At 76.4% G+C, this 19,442-nt stretch carries 15 protein-coding genes; 12 read left to right on the plus strand and 3 right to left on the minus strand.

The genetic code is table 11. The features are described 5' to 3' along the window. Positions 1-7 precede the first annotated feature (7 nt). Entirely contained in the window at positions 8-1,663 is a 1,656-nt protein-coding gene (locus tag KPF22_RS23550; protein WP_224403309.1) for an FAD-dependent oxidoreductase, read from the minus strand. A 163-nt stretch (positions 1,664-1,826) separates the two neighbouring features. On the opposite strand from KPF22_RS23550, the gene KPF22_RS23555 reads away from it, so the two are divergent. Beyond that, entirely contained in the window at positions 1,827-2,981 is a 1,155-nt protein-coding gene (locus KPF22_RS23555) for a DegT/DnrJ/EryC1/StrS aminotransferase family protein (RefSeq protein ID WP_224403310.1), read from the plus strand. 25 nt (positions 2,982-3,006) lie between these two features. Here KPF22_RS23555 and KPF22_RS23560 read toward each other — a convergent pair whose 3' ends face one another. Beyond that, positions 3,007-3,666 (minus strand): ATP-binding protein, encoded by a 660-nt coding sequence (locus tag KPF22_RS23560; RefSeq protein ID WP_224403368.1) that lies wholly within the window; start codon positions 3,664-3,666, stop codon positions 3,007-3,009. A 124-nt stretch (positions 3,667-3,790) separates the two neighbouring features. Here KPF22_RS23560 and KPF22_RS23565 point away from each other — a divergent pair, with 124 nt between their 5' ends. The 4 genes from KPF22_RS23565 to KPF22_RS23580 all read left to right on the plus strand — a co-directional run bounded on the left by KPF22_RS23565 (position 3,791) and on the right by KPF22_RS23580 (position 7,758). Continuing rightward, complete coding sequence (locus tag KPF22_RS23565; protein ID WP_224403311.1) at positions 3,791-4,390, plus strand: sigma-70 family RNA polymerase sigma factor; 600 nt, start codon at positions 3,791-3,793, stop codon at positions 4,388-4,390. 185 nt (positions 4,391-4,575) lie between these two features. After that, the gene (locus KPF22_RS23570) at positions 4,576-5,382 is read left to right on the plus strand and encodes a DUF5134 domain-containing protein (RefSeq protein ID WP_208821282.1); all 807 of its coding nucleotides are present in this window, start codon (positions 4,576-4,578) and stop codon (positions 5,380-5,382) included. Continuing rightward, the gene (locus KPF22_RS23575) at positions 5,379-6,785 is read left to right on the plus strand and encodes a PepSY domain-containing protein (RefSeq protein ID WP_224403312.1); all 1,407 of its coding nucleotides are present in this window, start codon (positions 5,379-5,381) and stop codon (positions 6,783-6,785) included. The genes KPF22_RS23570 and KPF22_RS23575 overlap by 4 nt, the downstream gene beginning before the upstream one ends. A 79-nt stretch (positions 6,786-6,864) precedes the next feature. Then, positions 6,865-7,758 carry an oxidoreductase gene (locus KPF22_RS23580; protein WP_208821280.1) on the plus strand — a complete coding sequence of 298 codons (894 nt, stop codon included), beginning with the start codon at positions 6,865-6,867 and terminating at the stop codon, positions 7,756-7,758. A 54-nt stretch (positions 7,759-7,812) separates the two neighbouring features. Here the strand turns inward: KPF22_RS23580 and mftD are convergent, their stop codons facing one another. Beyond that, on the minus strand, positions 7,813-9,030 hold the full coding sequence (gene mftD / locus KPF22_RS23585; protein ID WP_062400817.1) for a pre-mycofactocin synthase MftD: 1,218 nt from the start codon (positions 9,028-9,030) through the stop codon (positions 7,813-7,815). A gap of 585 nt (positions 9,031-9,615) precedes the next feature. Here mftD and KPF22_RS23590 point away from each other — a divergent pair. The 7 genes from KPF22_RS23590 (at position 9,616) to KPF22_RS33300 (ending at position 19,441) form a co-directional block, all read left to right on the plus strand. Next, on the plus strand, positions 9,616-10,497 hold the full coding sequence (locus tag KPF22_RS23590) for a LytTR family DNA-binding domain-containing protein (RefSeq protein WP_062404296.1): 882 nt from the start codon (positions 9,616-9,618) through the stop codon (positions 10,495-10,497). A gap of 104 nt (positions 10,498-10,601) precedes the next feature. Beyond that, positions 10,602-11,606: a hypothetical protein gene (locus KPF22_RS23595; RefSeq protein ID WP_224403313.1), complete on the plus strand. Its 1,005-nt coding sequence runs from the start codon at positions 10,602-10,604 to the stop codon at positions 11,604-11,606. A gap of 783 nt (positions 11,607-12,389) precedes the next feature. Further along, positions 12,390-14,753, plus strand: coding sequence for an LCP family protein (locus KPF22_RS33295; RefSeq protein WP_224403314.1), 2,364 nt, complete (start codon positions 12,390-12,392; stop codon positions 14,751-14,753). 140 nt (positions 14,754-14,893) lie between these two features. After that, the gene (locus KPF22_RS23605) at positions 14,894-15,892 is read left to right on the plus strand and encodes an ABC transporter substrate-binding protein (protein ID WP_224403315.1); all 999 of its coding nucleotides are present in this window, start codon (positions 14,894-14,896) and stop codon (positions 15,890-15,892) included. 53 nt (positions 15,893-15,945) lie between these two features. Next, positions 15,946-16,947: an iron ABC transporter permease gene (locus KPF22_RS23610; protein ID WP_208821392.1), complete on the plus strand. Its 1,002-nt coding sequence runs from the start codon at positions 15,946-15,948 to the stop codon at positions 16,945-16,947. Beyond that, positions 16,944-17,996 carry an iron chelate uptake ABC transporter family permease subunit gene (locus KPF22_RS23615; protein ID WP_208821394.1) on the plus strand — a complete coding sequence of 351 codons (1,053 nt, stop codon included), beginning with the start codon at positions 16,944-16,946 and terminating at the stop codon, positions 17,994-17,996. Before KPF22_RS23610 ends, KPF22_RS23615 begins: the two co-directional genes overlap by 4 nt. Beyond that, positions 17,993-19,441 carry an ATP-binding cassette domain-containing protein gene (locus KPF22_RS33300; RefSeq protein WP_308010457.1) on the plus strand — a complete coding sequence of 483 codons (1,449 nt, stop codon included), beginning with the start codon at positions 17,993-17,995 and terminating at the stop codon, positions 19,439-19,441. The genes KPF22_RS23615 and KPF22_RS33300 overlap by 4 nt, the downstream gene beginning before the upstream one ends. Position 19,442 lies beyond the last annotated feature (1 nt).

A 19,442-nucleotide genomic window follows, 5' to 3' on the forward strand; every position in this document is an offset into this window, starting at 1 on the left:
CGCGGGCTCAGCCCCGGACGTCGGCCGCGATCAGCTCCGCGGTCCGGCAGGCCAGTGCGACCAGCGCCAGCGTCGGCCCGACCGCCCCGGCCGACGGGAACACCGCGCTGGAGGCGACGTGCACGTTCGGCGTGCCGTGCACCCGGCACTCCGGGTCCACGACGCCGGTGCGCGGCGAGTCCGACATGCGCAACAGGCCCATCTGGTGGGTGCCGTCGGTCATGTCCATGTCGTGCACGCGCTCCACGTCGGACAGGTCGACGTGGGCGAGCCCGGTCCGCTCCAGCTCCTTGCCGATCAGGGTCAGCGACGTCACGATCGCCTCCCGGTCACCGGCGGAGACCCGGTAGTCGACCCGCAGCCGGTGCTGGCCCAGCGCGTCGCGCTCGCGGTCGAGCGTGACCCGGTTCGCCGGGTCGGGGGTCTGCTCGGCGTCGAACCGCAGCCGGCAGTGCGCGGAGTCCAGCGGCATGAACGACGGCACCCGCCGCTCCCCGGTGATCCGCGGCCGGGCCCACCCGCGGGCGAAGCGTGCCACCCGCAGCGGGTCGGCGGCGACGTTGCGCATGTGGTGGCCGATGTCGGTGGTGTGGCTGTACTGGGCGTGCGTCCCGGCGGCCTTGAACCCGGTGCGGAGCTTGCCCAGGCCCCAGTAGGTCAGTGCGAACGTCGACAGCAGCGCGTCGCCGTGCTCGGCGTCCTTCGGGTCGGCGAACCACAGCGCCGCCTTCAGGTTGCCCAGCCGGTGGTCGGCCTGGACCTGCGGGGACAGCGAGAGCATCCGGCGGGCGTAGACGCCGTCGTCGGTGGGCAGATAGCCCAGGCCCAGCGTGCGCCCGGCCGTGGTCAGCCGCAGCCGCCCCACCTCGCCCACCGGGTGGGTCATGTAGTGCCGCCCGACCTGGCCGTACTCGTCGCCGATCCCGGCTCCGGTCCCGGTGCCGCCGTAGCCGTCGGAGGCGAGCAGGATCCGGACCGACTCCAGGCCCCCCGCCGCGACGACGAAGTGCCGCGCCCGGATCCGGATGTCGCATCCCGGCCGCGGGACGACGACGGCCTCGGTCGCGGTGCCCGACACCGGGTCGCGCTCCAGACGGGCGACGGTGGCGTGCAGGAAGAGCCGGATCCGCCCCGCCTTCGCCATGTTCTCCACGGTCGGCGCGAACGACGTCGGCGGGCTCCAGCGCCACAGGTCGTCCCAGCGCAGGGTGTCGCTGTGGATCCCGGGTGGGCCGGCCGGGAAGCCCGACTCCGGGGCCGAGTACTCGCAGGCGCCGGCGTCGAGGTGCCGCTGGGCGGCCGGGTACCAGGCGCGCAGCTCCTCGTGCCGGATCGGCCACGTGGCACCGGGCATCCACTCGCGGTCGGAGAAGTCGACGTCGTCGAGCGGAGCGCAGCGCCCGCCCCACACCAGGGAGGTGCCGCCGAGGCGCTTCTGCCGGACGGCGTCGACCGGGTCGTGCTTGCCCCGCCCGGTGATGCCCCGGTAGGTGTCGCGGGCGGTGCGGCTCAGACCCGGGCCGCCACCCTCCAGGACGACGACGCGCAGGCCGCGGTCGGCCAGCTCGGTCGCGGCAGCGGCCCCGGCCGGACCGCTGCCGATCACGCAGACCTCGGCCTCGAAGATGGAGCCGGGGAGCGCGCGCCGGGTGTCGATGAGCATGGAGGGCGGTTCCTTCCGAACGTGGTGCGGTACTGCCACCGATGGTGCCCCGGCTCGGCTGTGAGGACGCTGTGGCTGCTCCCACCCTCCCTTCCCGGGGCGTGCCGACCCGCCCGGTACCGTCGTGTCCGGTTCACACGGTTCGCATCCGGAGGAGCACGGTATGGGACTCGCCGCCATGGCGACGACCGCACGGGGGATGGCCGCGACGGTCCGGGTCCTCGGGCGCGGGGAGCTGGGCCGCTTCACCGGTGGCGACCGCTCGGAGGTCGCACGGTTCGAGTCCGAGCTCGCCGGGTTCCTCGGGACCCCGCACGCACTGGCCGTCAACAGCGGCACCAGCGCCCTGGTCGCGGCACTCGTCGGTGCCGGGGTCGGCCCCGGCGACGAGGTGCTCGTCCCCGCCTACACCTGGGTGTCGACGGCCGCCGCGGCACTCGCCGTCGGCGCCGTGCCGGTCCTGGTCGAGGTCGACGACTCGCTCACCATGGACCCGGCCGACCTCAAGGACCGGATCACCCCGCGCAGCCGGGCGGTGCTGCCGGTGCACATGCTCAACCACGTCGCCGACATGGACGCGATCATGGACGTCGCGGCCGCCCACGACCTCGTCGTGATCGAGGACGCCTGCCAGGCCATCGGCGTCACGTACCGGGGGCGCCCGGCCGGGTCGATCGGCCACGCCGGCGCCTTCAGCTTCAACCAGCACAAGAACATCCGCTCCGGCGAGGGCGGCGCCCTGGTCACCCGGGACCCGAAGCTGTTCGAGCGGGCGTCGATGTACCACGACGTGGGCAGCTACGAACGCGCCGGATTCGCCGGGGCCGACGCGGACCTGATCGTCGGGGTCAACCTGCGGATGCCCGAGCTGTCCGCGGCGGTGCTGCGTCCGCAGCTGGCCGGCCTGCGTGCGCAGATCGCGCGGCGCGGGCGGCACCGCGACATCATGCTGTCGGCGCTGTCGGACCGGATCGGGCGCGACCTGGAGCCGGTGCCGCACCACGACCCGGCGCACGCCGCCGGCCTGGCGCTGGCCTTCCCGTCCCCCGAGGCGGCGGCGGAGTTCGGTGCCCGCCGCGGCGTGCACCGGCTCATCGACACCGGCCGGCACGTCTACACGAACTGGCGCTCGCTGCGGGCCCGCAACCCGCTGCACCCCGGGTTCGACCCGTACGCGGCGAACGGCACCGAGATCGACCACGGCCCCGGCGCCTGCCCGCGCACCCTGGAGATCCTGGCCCGGACCTGCGTGGTCGACCTCGCCCCCGAACTGCCGACGCCGGCGTTCCGGCTGCTCGCCTCCCGCACCGCGGGCTGAGCCGCCCGGCGGTCCCGGCCCGGTCTCAGCCGGCCGGGGCCAGCACGGCCTGCACGTGGCCGTCGCGGGCGACGGTGCCGGTGACCGCGACCGGCACGTCGTGGGCGAACCCCGGCCCGCCGGTGACGAAGGTGTGGAACTCGCCGTTCTCCCCGCACGGGTCCATCCCCGGTGGCAGCGCGGCCAGGAACTCCGCGTCGAACGCGGCCCCGGCGAGCCGCGCGGGGACCCGGCCCGGGTCGACGGCGACGACGACCGCCCGCAACCCGGCGTCGAGCATCCCGGCGGCCAGCGCACCGGTCGCCCCGCCCCACAGCGGGAACACCCCGGTGACCCCGGTGCCGTCGAGGACCTCCTCGCGGAAGGCACGGACGTCGGCCAGCGCCAGGTCGCCGTGCACCAGCCCCGTGACACCGGACGCGGCGGCCGGCGCGAGCGCGGCCCGCAGCCGGGCCCGGTACTCCCGGTCCGGGCACGACGGCGGCAGCTCCACCCGGTGCAACGGCAGGCCCAGCGCGTCGGCCTGGGCGGCGACGAGCGAGGCCCCCACGCCGTGCACCGCGATCTCCGCGCCACCGGGCCCGGCCGTGACGGTGCTGAGCAGCCCGGTCACCCGCGCTCCGGCCCGCCGCGCGGCGGCCAGCGCCGTCGCCGCGTCCTTGCCCCCGGACCAGCTGACCCACATGTCGGACACCCTGCGACGGTAGCGTCCGGACAGCATCGATCCGGTCACACACCGTGCTCCCACGGAGCGGACGGTGACCGGGTCGGGCTTCTGCCCCGCACGGCCGACGGCTACCGTGACCGGCGTGCCCGAACGCCACGACGACGCCACCGTGACGGCGTGGGCGTTGGCCGCGGGTGCCGGTGACACCGCAGCGCTCGCGGAGTTCGTGCGGGCGACCCAGGTCGACGTCCACCGCTTCCTCGTCCACCTCGCCGGCCGCGACGACGCCGAGGACCTCACCCAGGAGACGTTCCTGCGGGCCCTGCGGTCGCTGCCCTCGTTCGCGGGCCGCTCCACCGCCCGCACCTGGCTGCTGTCGGTCGCCCGCCGGGTCGCCGTCGACGCGGTGCGCACCGCGGTCCGCCGGCCCCGCGTGCGGGACCTGGGCGAGGACACCCAGGAGGTGCTGGAACGCGCGGTGCCGCGCACCGGTGCGCAGGAGGCCGTCCTGCTGCGGACACTCGTCGACGCGCTGCCCGACGACCGCCGTGAGGCGTTCGTCCTGACCCAGGTCCTGGACCTGGGCTACGCCGAGGCCGCGCAGGTCTGCGGCTGCCCGGTCGGCACCATCCGGTCCCGGGTCGCCCGGGCCCGCGAGGACCTCCTGCGCGCGCTCGGCGAGGACGGGACAAGGACCGCCGGGGCGGCCGCGCCCGGCGTCCGGCGCGCCGTCCGCCCCTGAGACCGCGCCGCACCCGACGGGTCCCACCGGGCCTCCGCGCCACCCGACCACCGCGGTCCGACGGTCTCGACGGGAGTGACCGGCGTCGCACCCACCGGACCGGTACGGGCGGGAACCGGACGGGCCCCGCCGGCGACCACTCCCGGCGTGCGCCCCCGCACCTCCCCCGCCCCCGAGGAGTACCCGTGATCTCGTCGTTGCCGCTGGCCTGGGCCCTGACGGCGGTGTTCGCCGCCACCGGGTTCTACGCGCTGGCCCGCTGGGCCGCCGCGGTCTCGGAGCGCCGCTCCGCCGCCCACCGCACCGCGGAGCTCGCGCACCTGCTGATGAGCGCGGCGATGGTCGTCATGACCTGGACCTGGTACGGCAGCGCCGGGCTGTGGACGCAGATCGTCCTGTTCGGAGTGCTGGGCGTGTTCTTCCTGGTCACCGCGTCGCGCGGGGTGCCCTGCGGCCCCTCGGGGCGGGTCGCGGGCGCGGCGCACGCGCTGATGGCCGCGGCGATGGTCTGGATGCTCGCCGCGATGCCGCTGATCATGGCCTCACCGGTGGCGGCCGCCGGCGGTGGCGGTTCCCACGCCCACCACGGCGGCGACACCATGGACATGTCCGGGACGGCCCACGCCGCGGGCCCGGCCGGATGGGCGGTCGCGGTGACCGTGGCGCTGTGCGCGGTGCTGCTGGCCGCCGCCGGCTACTGGGGCGCCCGCGCGCTGAGCCACGACCGCGACGCCGGGGACCCGCTGACCCCCGACGACGCGTCGACGGCCGCCGAGGGGACCGACCGGGCCGCCTGCGACTGCGCAGACCCCACGGCGGCCGCGCAGCCGGCGCCGGACGGGTCGGCGGGGGCGACCACCGCGCTCGCCGAGCGGGTCGGGGCGCCCGCGCGACCCGCGGGCAGGCTGGGCGCGCGCTCGGACGCCGCCTGCCACGCCGCGATGAGCGTCGGCATGGTCGTCATGCTCGCGGCGATGGTGGCGGGCTGGTGAGCGCCGGCCTCGACACCCGGCCCGGGGCGCCCGTCCCGCCCCCGGAGCGGCCCCCGCTGTTCCGGGGCCTGAAGGGCCTCATCACCCGCATCCACTTCTACGCGGGCCTGTTCGTCGGCCCGTTCCTGCTGGTCGCGGCGCTGACGGGGCTGCTCTACACGCTGTCGCCACCGATCGAGCGCTGGATGTACGCCGACGCGCTGACCGCCCCGGTCAGCGGCCCGGAGCTCCCGCTGTCCCGGCAGGTCGAGGCGGCCGTCGCGACCCAGCCCGGCCTGCCCGTCACCGAGATCCGGCCGTCGCGCGAGCCCGGCGCGACGACCCGGGTGTCGTTCGACGCCGACCTGCCCGAGAGCTACAGCCGCACCGTGTTCGTCGACCCGTACACGGCGCAGGTGCGGGCCACCCTCGACACCTACGCCGAGTGGCTCCCCGCCCGCGGCGCGATCGACAACCTGCACCGCTCGCTGCTGCTGGGCGCCCCCGGGCAGGTCTACACCGAGCTCGCGGCGTCCTGGCTGGCCGTGCTCACCCTGTCCGGCCTCGTGGTGCAGGTGACCCGCCGGGTACGACGACGCCGGGAGCGGCTGCTGCCGCGGACCGGTGGGTCGTCGCGGTCGCGGCTGCGGTCCTGGCACGGCGCGGTGGGCGTCTGGGCCTCGGCCGGGTTCCTGTTCCTCGCCGCGACCGGCCTGACCTGGTCCCAGTTCGCCGGCGCCAACGTGGGCGCGCTGCGCACCGCCCTGGACTGGACGACGCCGTCGGTCAGCAGCACGCTGCCCGCGGCCGGTGGCGACGCGGCCGCGCCCGTGACGGGTGCCGCGACCGCAACGGTGGCGCCGCGGGCGGTCCCGGCCGTCGCCCAGCGGGTCCTGGACGCCGCGCGCGCCGACGGCCTCTCCGGACCGGTCGAGCTCACCCCGGGCGAGCCCGGGGAGGCCTGGACGGTCCAGCAGACGGTCCGCAGCTGGCCGTCGCAGCAGGACTCCGTCGCCGTGGACCCGGCGACCGGGACGATCACCGACCGGCTCGCCTTCGCGGACTGGCCGGTCGCGGCGAAGCTCGCCCGCTGGGGCATCGACGCGCACATGGGCCTGCTGTTCGGCACCGTCAACCTGGTCGCGCTCGCCGCACTCGCGTCAGCCGTGGTCGTGCTGGTCGTGTGGGGCTACCGGATGTGGTGGCTGCGCAGGCCGACCCGGCCGGACGGGTCGCGCGGACTCGCCGGGCCGCCGGGGCCCCGGGAGCGGCCCTCCCCCGCCGCGGTGGCGCTGGTCGGGCTGGCCGCGGTGGCGGCCGGGCTGGTGCTGCCGGTGCTGGGGGTCTCGCTGATCCTGTTCCTGCTCGTCGACGCCCTGGTCGCGGCCCGGCGGGACCGGCGGACCGGCGAGCCGGCGGGCTGACCCGTCCGGGGCGCGGACGCGCGGGGCCCCGCGCGAGCGGGTAGACCTGGGGTCCCGTTCCCCGCGAAGGAGTCCTCCCGTGTTCCGGACCTCACCCGCCCCCTGGACGACGGCGGACATCCCGCCCCAGCAGGGCAGGACCGTGATCGTCACCGGCGCCACCAGCGGCCTCGGGCTGGAGACCACCCGGGCCCTGGTGCACGCCGGTGCGCGTGTCGTGCTGGCCGTACGGGACACCCTCCGCGGCGAGGAGATCGCCTCCGAGCTCGGTGGCGCTGTGTCAGTGCGCCGCCTGGACCTGGCCGATCTCACCTCGGTCCGCGAGTTCGCCGCCGGGTTCGAGGGCACCGCCGACGTGCTGATCAACAACGCCGGCCTGATGGCGGTGCCGTTCTCCCGCACCGCGGACGGATTCGAGACCCAGCTCGGGGTCAACTTCCTCGGCCACTTCGCGCTGACCGGTCTGCTGGCCGACCGGATCACCGACCGCGTGGTGACGCTGTCCAGCGTGGCCCACCGGATGGGCCGGATCGGCATCGACGACCTGAACTTCGAGCGCCGCCGCTACGAGCGCTGGACCGCCTACGGCCAGTCCAAGCTCGCCTGCCTGATGTTCGCCTACGAGCTGGAGCACCGGTTCGTGGCGGCCGGGTCGCGGCTGCGGTCGATGGCCGCGCACCCCGGGTATGCGGCGACGAACCTGCAGTCGCGCACCGAGTCCGTCCAGGACGCACTGATGGGCGTGCTCAACAAGGTGGTCGCCCAGTCCGCGTCGGCCGGGGCGCTGCCGACGCTGTTCGCCGCGACCGTCCCGGACCTGCCCGGCGGGGCCTACATCGGGCCGGACGGCATCGGCGAGGCCCGCGGCACCCCGCGGCCGGTGGGGTCCACGGCGGCCTCGCACGACCGCCGGATGCAGCGGGCGCTCTGGGAGCGCGCCGAGGAGCTGACCCGGGTCACGTACCCGCTGTGAGCACGCGGTGGTGCGGGGGCCCGGTCGCGCCCGGCCCCCGCACCGCCGGGTGTCTCAGAGCTTCGAGACGCGGGTGAAGTTCTCCGGGACGATCAGGTCGTCGCGGGAGAGCTCGTGGATCGACTTCTTGCCCAGGCCCAGCAGCGCCTCGTCGATCCCCTTGTAGAGGATCGACAGGACGTTGGTGACCCCGCGCTCGCCCTGCGCGGCCATCCCCCACAGGTAGGCGCGGCCGATCAGGACCGCGCGGGCACCGAGCGCGAGCGCCTTGACGACGTCGGCGCCGCGTCGGATGCCGCCGTCCATCACGACCTCGACCTGGTCCCCGACGGCGTCGACGATCGCGGGCAGCGCCCGGATCGCGGCCGGGGTGCCGTCGAGGTTGTTGCCGCCGTGGTTGGACACCGAGACCGCGGTGGCGCCCGCGTCGACGGCGCGACGGGCGTCGTCGGGGTGCATGATGCCCTTGATCATGAACGGGCCGCCCCACTTCTCGCGGAGCCAGGCGATGTCGTCCCAGGTCGGCAGCGGGGTGGTCCACCAGACGCCGTAGGCGCCGAAGAAGGTGGGGGCGTCGCCGCCGCCGGGGGGCGCCATGTTCGGGGCCTTGAGGTCCGGGATCCTCCCGGACTTCGCCCAGTCCAGCACGTAGCGCGGCTTGGTGATCATCTCGGGCGCGAACTGCAGCGCGGCCTTGACGTCGACCTTCTCGGGGATGGGCGGGCTGCCCCAGTCGCGGCGGGTGGCGAAGGTCCAGTCCAGGGTCACGATGAGGCCCTTGGCGCCCGCCCGCTTCGCACGCAGGGCGCGCTCGAGGATGTCCTCCTTCGACCCGGCCCAGTAGACCTGGAAGAAGACCTTGTCGTGGACCGCGCAGACGTCCTCGACCGAGCGGGACGCGAACGACGACAGGCCCATCGCCGTCGACACGGTCTGCTCGGGGTTGAGCGGGTTCTGGATGTTGGAGCTGTGCGCGGCGCGCGCGACCGCGACCTCGCCCTCGGGGTCGACGGCCTGCACACCGGTCGGGGAGATCATGACCGGGAAGTCGATGTCGACGCCCATCACCGACGTCTTCTGCTCCCGCTGCGGCGGCAGCCCCGCGATGTGCGGGCGGAAACCGAGCTCGTCGAAGGCGGCGACGTTGTCCGCCAGCGTGATCCCCTGCTCCGCGCCGGCGACCAGCGCGTAGTAGACCGACTTCGGCAGGCGCTTGCGCGCCCGGCGCTGCGCCTCCGCGACCGTCTCGAACCAGTCCTTCGTGCTCGCCATGCCTGCCCCTTCGCAGTCGGAGGTGTGCGCCCGGCCACCGTCGGTCGCGGCCGGCCCGACACGCCGACCGGGTACGAGACGGTCCCACGTGGCGGGTCTCACGGCACGGTAGCGTTTCGGCACCGAGTGCCACAATGGCACCCGCCCGCAGCCCGTCCGATCGGCGGGGGAACGACCCTCCGCCCGACCAGCCACGACGCCGTCCCACGCCCGGAGAACGGACCGCGTCCACGACCGGCTGCCACGACTCGTGACGCTCCGCTGTCAGGTCCACTCTGAAGGCCCACCCCGGATCGTGTGGGGCGGGAGGCCGGACCGGCCGTCGGTGACGCTCCGCTGTCTCGATACGGTGTGCCCGCAGTCACCGGTCAGCGGGCGGTGTGCCCGCGGCAAGGAGGAGCCGTGTACAGCCACGCGCGGGGTGGGCACGCTTCGGGCGCGACGCCCGCCGGCCCGGTCGGCCACGTGCTGCAGCCCGGGTACGGCGCCGCGAGCAACCACCGGCCCATCGGGGTCCCGGGACAGCTCCGCGCCCCGGAGCCGCCGCAACCACCGCCTGCCGCCCCGGCGGGGACACGGCTCACCGTGCTCGCCGTCGACGACGAGGAACCGGCCCTGCTCGAGCTGGCGCACCTGCTCGGCGAGGACCAGCGGGTCGCGACCGTGCTGACCGCGCCGGACGCCACCGAGGCGCTGCGCATCCTGCACGGCTCGCAGGCCGACGCGAGCACCCCGACCGTCGACGTCGTGTTCCTCGACATCCGGATGCCCGGCCTCGACGGCCTGGAGCTCGCCCGGGTGCTGAACGCGATGGCCGACCCGCCGCCGGTGGTGTTCGTGACCGCCCACGACGACCGCGCCGTCGACGCCTACGAGGTCGGCGCCGTCGACTACCTGCTCAAGCCGCTGCGCACCGAGCGCCTGTCCGGCTCGCTGGACCGCACCATGGCGCTGCGCGCGGCCCGCCGGGCCGAGAGCGGCCCGCCGCCGGCACCGCCGCGCCACGGCGTCGAACAGGGCGGCAGGCCCGATCCCGCGGCCGCCCGCCGGGGCGCCCCCGCCGCGACCACCGACGACGAGGTGGTGCCGGTCGAGCTGGCCGGCACCACGAAACTCGTCCCCCGCTCCTCGATCCGGTTCGTCGAGGCCCAGGGCGACTACGCCCGGCTGCACACCAGCGAGGGCAGCCACCTGGTCCGGATACCGGTCTCGGTGCTGGAGGACCGCTGGGGCGAGGCCGGGTTCGTGCGGATCCACCGCGCCTACCTGGTGTCGCTGCCGCTCATCACCGAGCTGCGCATGTCCGGGTCCGGATACGTGGTCCGCCTCGGCAACGGGCCGGGTGCGGTCGAGCTCCCCGTCAGCCGGCGGCACACCGCGGGCCTCAAGCGGATCCTGCGGGGACGTCCGCCGCGTCCGCAGCGCGGGCCCGAGGACGGCCCGGACGGCCCCGTCGTCCCGCGCTGACGCGGGGCCGCCGACCGCGGCGGGTCACGGCCCGTCGCGTGGCCGACACGCCCGGTCACCGTCCGTGCTGCCGTGCGCGATCCTGTCGCCTAGCCTGGTGACCGGTGTCCATCTCGGGTGAGTCCTCGCACGTCCTGTCCGTCACCAGCCGTCGTCGCCGCATGCGTCCGCCTGCGTTGCTCGTGGCGCTGCTGACCGCGTGCGCGCTGGTCGCGGGCTGCTCCGCGAACGCCGCCGCCCCCGCCCCGGCTCCGGCCGCCCCGCCGTCCCCCGCGCAGCCGGCGCCCACCTCCGCCGCGCCCGCGGTGCCGGAGCTCCCCGGTGGTGGCACCGAGGTCTTCCCGGGCCGCCGGATGGCAGCGCTCTACGGACACCCGGGCACCCCGTCGATGGGCGTCCTCGGCGAGCAGGACCTGCCACGCTCGATCGCCCGCGCGAAGGACCTCGCCGCCGACTTCCAGCCGCTCGTGCGCGAGCCCGTCGTGCCGGTGTTCGAGATCATCACGACGGTCGCCGACCGTGCCCCCGGCCCGGACGGCGACTACTCGGCGGAGATGAGCGTCGAGGAGCTGCGACCGTGGGTCGAGCAGGCAGGGAGGGCCGGCGTCTACGTGGTGCTGGACCTGCAGCCCGGGACCACCGACTTCCTGACCCAGGCGAAGCGCTATGCCGAGCTGCTCGCGCAGCCGCACGTCGGGCTCGCGCTCGACCCCGAGTGGCGGCTGGAGCCGGGCCGGCGCCACGGCGTGCAGGTCGGCTCGGTGACCGCGGCCGAGATCAACCGGACCTCGGAGTGGCTGGCCGGGCTGGTGCGCGAGAAGAGGCTGCCGCAGAAGGTGTTCCTCATCCACCAGTTCCGGGTCTCGATGATCTCCGACCGGCAGACCGTGGTCACCTCCCACCGCGAGCTCGCGACCGTGCTGCACGCCGACGGCTACGGCACCCGCCAGGAGAAGACCGAGACCTGGAACGCACTGCACGCCGCACCCCGTCCGCCGGGTCTGTGGTGGGGCTGGAAGAACTTCATCGACGAGGACGAGCCGACCTTCACCCCGCGCGAGACCTACGCCGTCCGGCCCGAGTCGCCCGTCTTCGTGTCCTACCAGTGACGGGTATGTCCGCCCTGCCCGGCGCCACCCACCGGGGTGGGTGGCCGCTCACCGAGATCGTGATCACGGCAAGTACCCTCACCGGGACCCGAGCGCCGTCGTCGCCGCCGGGTGCCCAGGCACGTGCCGCGGCTCCTCCGCGCGGCACGGCCACCCCGCCCGTGCCGACCAGTGAAGGGGGTGCTCCGGGTGGACGAACGACCGCAGGAGGGCTCCCGCCCGACCGGTCCGGACCGGCCACGACGACCCGGCCCTCCCGAGCGCACCCGCCGCGACGACCGCCCGCACCTGCGGGACGAGGCCCGGCGTGGCACCCCGCCCCGGGACCGCGGTGAGACCCCGCCGCCGCCCGCCCGTGGCGGTGGCACACCCCCGCCCGGCCCCACCGGGCCCCCGGCCCCGCAGTCCGGCAGGCCCGCTGACCGCAGGCCCCCGCAGTCCGGGAGGCCTCCGCAGGAGCAGCCGTCGGGCCCCCGGCGACGACCCGGTCCGCCCGCCCCCGGTGCGTCACGCCCGCCCGCCGGTGACCCGCGCCCCGGGTCCGGTCCCGCGGCGGGTCCCGGTGGCAGGCCCCCCGGCCCGCCGGACGGTGCCGGGCGCCCCGCCGAGGACGAGTCCTGGCTCCCCCGACGCGAGCGCGAGGCCCGGGCCGCGGCCCGGCGGGCCGCCGCCTGGTCGTCCCGCTCGGCCCGGGAGGAGACCCCGGGCCGTGGTGGGCACAGCGACAGCAGGCCCACCGACATCCGTTCCATCCGCGCGACCCGTCGTGGCATCGGTGACACCGTGAAGGTCCCCGGCCGGCCGGACACCGCCGCGGAGCACCGGCGGCACCGCGCCTCCGAGCCCGACGCCCCGCCGGAGGAGCGTGACCGCGCGGCCCGGCTCAGCGGCGAGCTGCCGATCGTCCCGCGCCGGCCCGGTGGCCCGGACCCCGGTGGCGCAGTGCCCGGTGGTGCCGGTGCGTCCGCGCCCACGGGTTCGCGCCCGGACGCACCGTCGCGCCCCGGCGGCCCCGCGGTCCCGAGCGGTCCGGGTCGGTCGCGTCCGGGCCGGGCGGGCCCGGGGCCGCTGCCGCCGGGTGGTCCCCGGCGACCCGGTGAGACCCGTCCAGGTGCTCCCGACCCGCGGTCCGGCGGCCGGCCCGACAGCGGACCGCAGGCCGTACCGGGCCGTCCCACCGCGACCGGGCAGCCCGGCGGCGCCACCGCGCCCCCCTCCGGTGCACGGTCGTCCGGCGCCGCCCGCCCGGACGGCGCCCCCGGCCGGCCCGACACAGGCAGGCCGGACGGCCCGCAGGGACGCCCCGCCGACACACGCCCGGCAGGTCCGGGCGGGTCCGCGCCGGAGGCCCCGCGCGACACCGCGCGTTCCGCTCCCCCGCGGCCGCCGCACACCGGTCTCGCCGCCGGTGCCGCGGCAGGCACCGCCGCAGCAGGCTCGGCGGGGGGAGGCTCCGCGGCGACGGCCCGTGGTGGCCGTGGCGAGGCGCGCGAGGGGAACGTCGCGCTGTCCCCGGCCGCCGGCGGGTCGGCCGCACCCGACCCCGCGCGGCGCACCCTCGCCGCCGCGCTCGGCCTCACCGCGGCGTCCACCGTGGTGCCCGGCAGCGGACATCTCGCGCTGCGCCGCCGTCGTACCGGTGGGCTGATCCTCGGCACGGTGGTCGCGATCATCGTCGGGCTGGCGGCGCTGGTGCTCCTGGCCCGGCGCTCGACGCTGCTCCAGAACCTGCTGTCGACGACCACGCTGACCGTGATCGCGGGGGCGCTGGTGGTCGCCGGGATCGCCTGGATCGCCCAGGTCGCGCGGACCTACGCACTGGCCCGGCCGCGCGGGATGCCGCTCGGCCAGAAGATCCTCGGCACCGGGACCGCGGCCCTGCTGTGCCTCACCGTCGCCGTGCCCTTCGGCTACGGCGTCGAGCTGGTGAACTCCCAGCGCGGACTGCTGAACTCGCTGTTCCAGGGCGGCGGGACCTCGGCGGCCGAGGCGCTGGGCAAGCCCCGGCTGAACGTGCTGCTGCTGGGCAGCGACGCCGGCGACGACCGGACCGGTACCCGTACCGACACCATGATGGTCGCCAGCATCGACACCGGTTCCGGCCGGACGACGCTGTTCAGCCTGCCCCGCAACATCCAGCGGGCCGAGTTCCCGCCGGGCAGCCCGGCCGCGGAGAAGTTCCCGAACGGCTTCCACGACCCGTCGCAGCCGCTGTCGGGCGACTACCTGCTCAACGCCATCTACGCCTACGCCGAGCAGCACCCGGAGATCGCGCCGTCGGGACCGACGCCGTCGCCGGGCATCAACCTGCTCCAGTCCTCGATCGCGTACATGACCGGCCTGCCGCTGGACTACTACCTCGAGGTCAACATGGCCGGGTTCTCCTCGATGATCGACGCCGTCGGCGGGGTCACCGTGAACGTCGGGCCCGAGCCGATCCCGGTCGGTGGCGTCACCGCGTTCGGCAGGCACGTCACCCCGGACCGCTACATCAGCCCCGGGGTGCAGACCCTGGGCGGCGAGGACGCGCTCTGGTTCGCGCGCTCCCGCCGGGACGGCACCGACTACCAGCGGATGGGCCGCCAGCGCTGCCTGATCCAGGCGGTCATCTCGCAGACGACCGCGACCGAGCTGATCTCCCGGTTCCAGAGCATCGCCGCGGTCACCCGGGACAACGTCGCCACCGACATGCCCCAGCAGGTGCTGCCCGCGCTGGCCGTCCTGGCCGATGAGGGGTTCCGGCTGGAGAGCGTCGCGTTCGACCCGTCGCTGCCGGACCCGAACTCCTCGACGGGCTACTTCGTGACCGCCGACCCCGACGTCTCCTACATGCGTGAGGTCGTCCGCAACGCCATCGCCGACCCGGCCCCGGAGCCGGCGCCCGGGACCGCCCCGGCGCTCGCCGCCCCGACGACGCAGCCGTCCCCGAGCACGGAGTCGTCGCGGTCGTCCTCGGCGAGCGCGTCGCCGACCCCCGACCCGGCCGCGGCGCTGCCGCAGTCGGTCGAGGAGTCCTGCGCGGCGACGGGCGCGGCCGACGTCCCCGCCGGGGGCGAGCCCGGCACGTCCCAGGACCCGTCCGCGACCGGTTCGACCGGGGTCTCCGGCTCCGATCAGGTCGACGGCCTCCGTCCCGACCAGGACTGAGCGCTCCGCACCCGGGCCCGCCGTACCGGGGGCCGCGCGGCGGCAGTTGTGGCGCAGACGGCTGCGGTCCGCCCTTCCGTTCGCCGCACCCGGGATGATGAAGTAAGGGTCACCTGTTCAGTGGAAAGGCGGCCCTTATCGTGCGTCGAACGCTCCCCCTGTTCGCCGGTCTGCTCACCGTGGTGATGGTGCTGGCCGGATGCGGCTCACCGGCGCCCGCGCCCGCGCCGGGGACGGCTCCGTCCGGGGACGGCGCGTTCCCGGTGACGATCCCGACCGCGTTCGGCGACGTCACCGTCCCCGAGCAGCCCCGCCGGGTCGTCGCCCTCGGGTGGAGCGACGCCGAGACCGCACTGGCCCTGGGCGTCGAGCCGGTCGGGGCCGCGGACTGGCTGGCCGTCGGCGGCGACGGCCTCGGACCGTGGGTGCAGGCCCGCTACACCACCCCGCCGCAGATCCTCGGCACGCTCGAGGTCGACCTGGAGGCCGTCGCCGCGCTGGACCCGGACCTCGTCCTGGACACCCGGGCATCCGGCGCCCGCGACCGCCACGACCGGCTGACCCAGCTCGGCGTCCCCGTGGTCGGCATCCCCGCCGGCGCGGAGAACTACAAGACGACCTGGCGCGACCAGCTCCGCATGGTCGGCGCCGCCCTGGGGAAGCCGCAGGAGGCGGCGCGCGCGCAGGCCGACCTGGAGCAGCGCTTCGCCGACGCCCGGGCACAGCACCCGCAGCTGCAGGGCGCCACCGTCGTGTCCGGGGCCCGCAACACCCTCGGCGAGTACGCCGCCTACACCGGTGACTCCGGGCGCCTGGCGTTCCTCCAGGAGCTGGGCATGGTCAACGCCCCGCAGATCGCGGCGCAGCGCACCGACGGCTTCTCCGTCCCGATCTCGCGGGAGCGGATGAATCTCCTCGACGCCGACGTCACCGTCATGCAGGCGATCTCGAAGGACACCTCGGCGATCGCGAACGACCCGCTGTGGAGGGCCGTGCCGTCGGTCGCCGCCGGTCGCGGCGTGCTGCTGTCGGACCGCGACGTCTCCCAGGCGTTCTCCAGCGCCTCGGTCGACGGCTGGCGCTACGCCCTCGACCGCACCGTGGCCCCGCTCGCGGACGCGGCGGCGAAGGCGCGGTGACCGCCCCGGCGACCACCGCCCCCGTCCCGCCCACGCCGGGCGCACGTGCGACGGTGCGGCGCCGGCGGTGGCCCGCCGCGGCCGGGCTGGCTGCCGCGCTGCTGACCGTGGCCGCGCTCGGCCTGCTGGTCGGCGCCCGGCCGCTCGCGCCGGGGTTCGTGCTGGACGTGCTCACCGGCGCCGTCGACCGGACCTCGCCGGACGCGCTCGTCGTCACCGAGGTGCGGCTGCCGCGCACGGTGCTGGCGGTCCTCGCCGGGGCCGCGCTCGGCGTGGCCGGGGTGCTCGCGCAGGGCATGACGCGCAACCCGATCGCCGAGCCCGGCATCCTCGGGCTCAACACCGGCGCCGCGCTCGCCGTCGTGCTCGGGATCGCGCTGCTCGGCGTCGACACCCTCACCGGTTACGTCTGGTTCGGCTTCGCCGGGGCGGCGGTGGCGGCCGTCGTCGTCGCGGGGGTGGCCGGGATCGGCCGGCGCGGCAGCGTCTCCCCCGCCACGCTGGCCCTGGCGGGCGCCGCGCTCGCCGCGGGCCTGCAGTCGATCACCACCCTGTTCCTGCTCACCGACCCCCAGGCCTTCGACGACTACCGGTTCTGGCAGGTCGGCTCGGTCGCCGGACGGGACCTGGGGATCGCTGCGCAGGCCGCACCGTTCGTCGTCGCGGGGCTCGCGCTGGCCCTGACCTGCGGTCCGCGGCTCAATGCGCTGGCGCTGGGCGACGACGTCGCCCGGTCGTTCGGCCGCGCGGTCGGGACCGACCGTGCCGTGTGCGGGGTGGCCCTGGTCGTGCTGGCCGGGGCGGCGACCGCCGCCGCGGGACCGATCGCCTTCCTCGGGCTGGCCGTGCCGCACCTGGTGCGTCGCCTCGCCGGGACCGACCACCGGGTGGTGCTGCCGCTGGCGGCGCTCGCCGGGCCCGTCCTGCTGCTGGCCGCGGACGTCCTCGGGCGGGTCGTCACCCCGCCCGGCGAGGTCCAGGCCGGGGTGGTGACGGCCGTGGTCGGCGCCCCGCTGTTCGTCGCGCTGGTCCGGCGGCGGAGGTTCCTGCGATGACGACCGCCGCGACCCTCGACGACGACCCCACCGCGGTGCTGCGTCGGCTCCGGGCCCGATCCCGACGCCGGCGCGCGGCGGCCGGGCTCGCCGTCACCGCGGCCGCGCTCGCCGCGTTCGTCGCCTCCCTCTCGGTCGGTGCGCAGGGCCTCGGTCCCGGCGACGTGTCGGCCGCGCTCGCCGGGCTCGGCACGCCGCGCACCGAGCTGGTGGTCCTGCGGCTGCGGATGCCGCGGGCGCTGACCGCGTTGCTGGTCGGCGCGGCGCTCGGCCTGGCCGGGGCGCTGTTCCAGCGGGTGCTGCGCAACACCCTGGCCAGCCCGGACGTGATCGGCGTGGGTGCCGGTGCGGCCGTCGGTGCGGTCACCGCCTCGGTCGTGCTCGGCCTGTCCGCCACCGGGACCTCGGCCGGCGCGGTCCTCGGCGCCGTCGCGGCGGCGCTGCTCATCACCGTCCTGGCCCGCCGCGACGGCCTCGGCGGCACCCGCTTCGTGCTGGTCGGGGTCGGGATCGGGTCGGCGGCGATGGCCGTCGTGTCCTACCTGATGATCACCGCGTCGCTGACCACGGCGCAGCAGACGCTGGTCTGGCTGACCGGCAGCGTCACCGAGACCGGCTGGTCCACCGCGGTCCCGCTGGCGCTCGCCTGCGCCGTGCTCGTCCCGGCCGGGCTGCTGCTGGCCCGCGCGCTGCCCCGCCTGGAGCTCGGCGACGACACCGCGACCGCGCTCGGGCTGCCCGTCGGCCGGGCCCGGGCCGCGCTGCTGGCGGTGGCCGTCCTGCTGGTCGCCGCCGCGGTCGCCGCGGCCGGGCCGGTCTCGTTCGTCGCGCTCGTCAGCGGGCCGCTCGCCGCGCGGCTCGCCGGCCCCGGGCGGGCGTCGCTGCCGCACGCCACCGGGGTCGGGGCCGCACTGGTGCTGCTCGCCGACGTCGTCGCCCGCACCCTGATCGCCGAGGTCGCGCTGCCCGCGGGCGTCGTCACCGGCGCGATCGGCGCCCCCTACCTGATGTGGCTGCTCGCCCGCTCCCGGACCGGAGGAACCCCGTGACCACGCCCGCCACCGCCCCCGCCGGGCCCGCGCTGGACGCCGACGACCTGGTCCTGCGCTACGACGAGCGCGTCGTCGTCGACGGCCTGACCGTGCACGTCCCGCCCGGCCGGATCACCGTGATCGTCGGTCCGAACGCCTGCGGCAAGTCCACGCTGCTGCGGGGGCTGGGTCGGATCGTCGCCCCGGCCGCCGGGACCGTGCGTCTCGACGGCACCGACGTCCGGACGCTGCCCGGCCGAGAGCTGGCCCGGCGGCTCGGGCTGCTCCCCCAGTCCCCGACCGCCCCGGACGGCATCACCGTCGCAGACCTGGTGGAACGCGGCCGGTCGCCGCACCAGGGCTGGTTCGGCGGCCGCGGCGACGCCGACGACGCCGCCGTCGCCGACGCGATGCGCGCGACCGGGGTGCTGGAGCTGGCCGACCGGCCGGTCGACGAGCTGTCCGGCGGTCAGCGCCAGCGCGTGTGGATCGCGATGGTGCTGGCCCAGGACACCGGGGCGCTGCTGCTCGACGAGCCGACCACGTTCCTGGACCTGCCGCACGCGGTCGAGGTGCTGGACCTGCTCGTCGACCGGAACCGGGAGCGGGGCAGCACGGTCGTCGTCGTCCTGCACGACCTGAACCTGGCCTGCCGCTACGCCGACCACCTGATCGCGATGGCCGACGGCGCGATCGTCGCGCAGGGCCCGCCCGCGACGACGATGACCGCCGACCTGGTGCGCCGGGTGTTCGGGATGGAGGCGCGGGTGGTGCCCGACCCGGTCGCGGGCACCCCGATGGTCGTCCCGGCCGGCCGGCACCACCCGCTCGCCGCACCGGGCACCGGCGCGGCCGACGATTCCGGGATCCGGACCGAGGAGGACCTGCGCGCCGTCGTCGCGGAGCCGCACCCGCTGGTCGCGCACAAGTCCACCGACCGGGTCGACGAGGCCGCCGCCCGGTTCGTCGCCGCGTCGCCGCTGGTCTTCCTGGGCACCACCGCCGCCGACGGCACCGTGACGGTGACCCCGCGCGGCGACGCGCCCGGCTCCGTGCGGGTCCTGGACGGCGGTCGCCGCCTCGCCGTCCCGGAACGACCGGGCAACCGCCGCGTCGACAGCATGCGCAACCTGCTCGCACGCGACGGCGTCGGCCTGACGTTCTGCGTGCCGCGCTCGGCCCACGTGCTGCGCGTGCACGGCCGGGCCCGGGTCACCCGGGACCCCGGGGTGCTGGCGCTGTGGGGGCCGTCCGACGCCGACGCCCGGGGCCCGGCGGCCCACCGGCCACCGCCGCTGGCGCTGCTGGTCGACGTGCACGACGCCTACGTGCACTGCGGCCGGGCGCTGACCGCGGCCGGGCTGTGGGACCCGGACAGCTGGGGCGACGGCGACGACACCCCCGGTCTGAAGGAGCTCGCCGACGCGTCCCGCGCCGACCGGGCGGCCCGGGCCCGGGGCTGAC

It is taken from the genome of Pseudonocardia sp. ICBG1034 (assembly GCF_020131375.1).
GTDB lineage: Bacteria > Actinomycetota > Actinomycetes > Mycobacteriales > Pseudonocardiaceae > Pseudonocardia > Pseudonocardia alni.

Excerpts from the sequence above, each read along its gene's own strand:
- KPF22_RS23555 (WP_224403310.1), top strand. The coding sequence starts at position 1,827 with ATGGGACTCGCCGCCATGGCGACGACCGCACGGGGGATGGCCGCGACG.
- KPF22_RS23615 (WP_208821394.1), top strand. The coding sequence starts at position 16,944 with ATGACGACCGCCGCGACCCTCGACGACGACCCCACCGCGGTGCTGCGT.
- KPF22_RS23560 (WP_224403368.1), bottom strand. The coding sequence starts at position 3,666 with ATGTGGGTCAGCTGGTCCGGGGGCAAGGACGCGGCGACGGCGCTGGCC.
- KPF22_RS23550 (WP_224403309.1), bottom strand. The coding sequence starts at position 1,663 with ATGCTCATCGACACCCGGCGCGCGCTCCCCGGCTCCATCTTCGAGGCC.
- mftD (WP_062400817.1), bottom strand. The coding sequence starts at position 9,030 with ATGGCGAGCACGAAGGACTGGTTCGAGACGGTCGCGGAGGCGCAGCGC.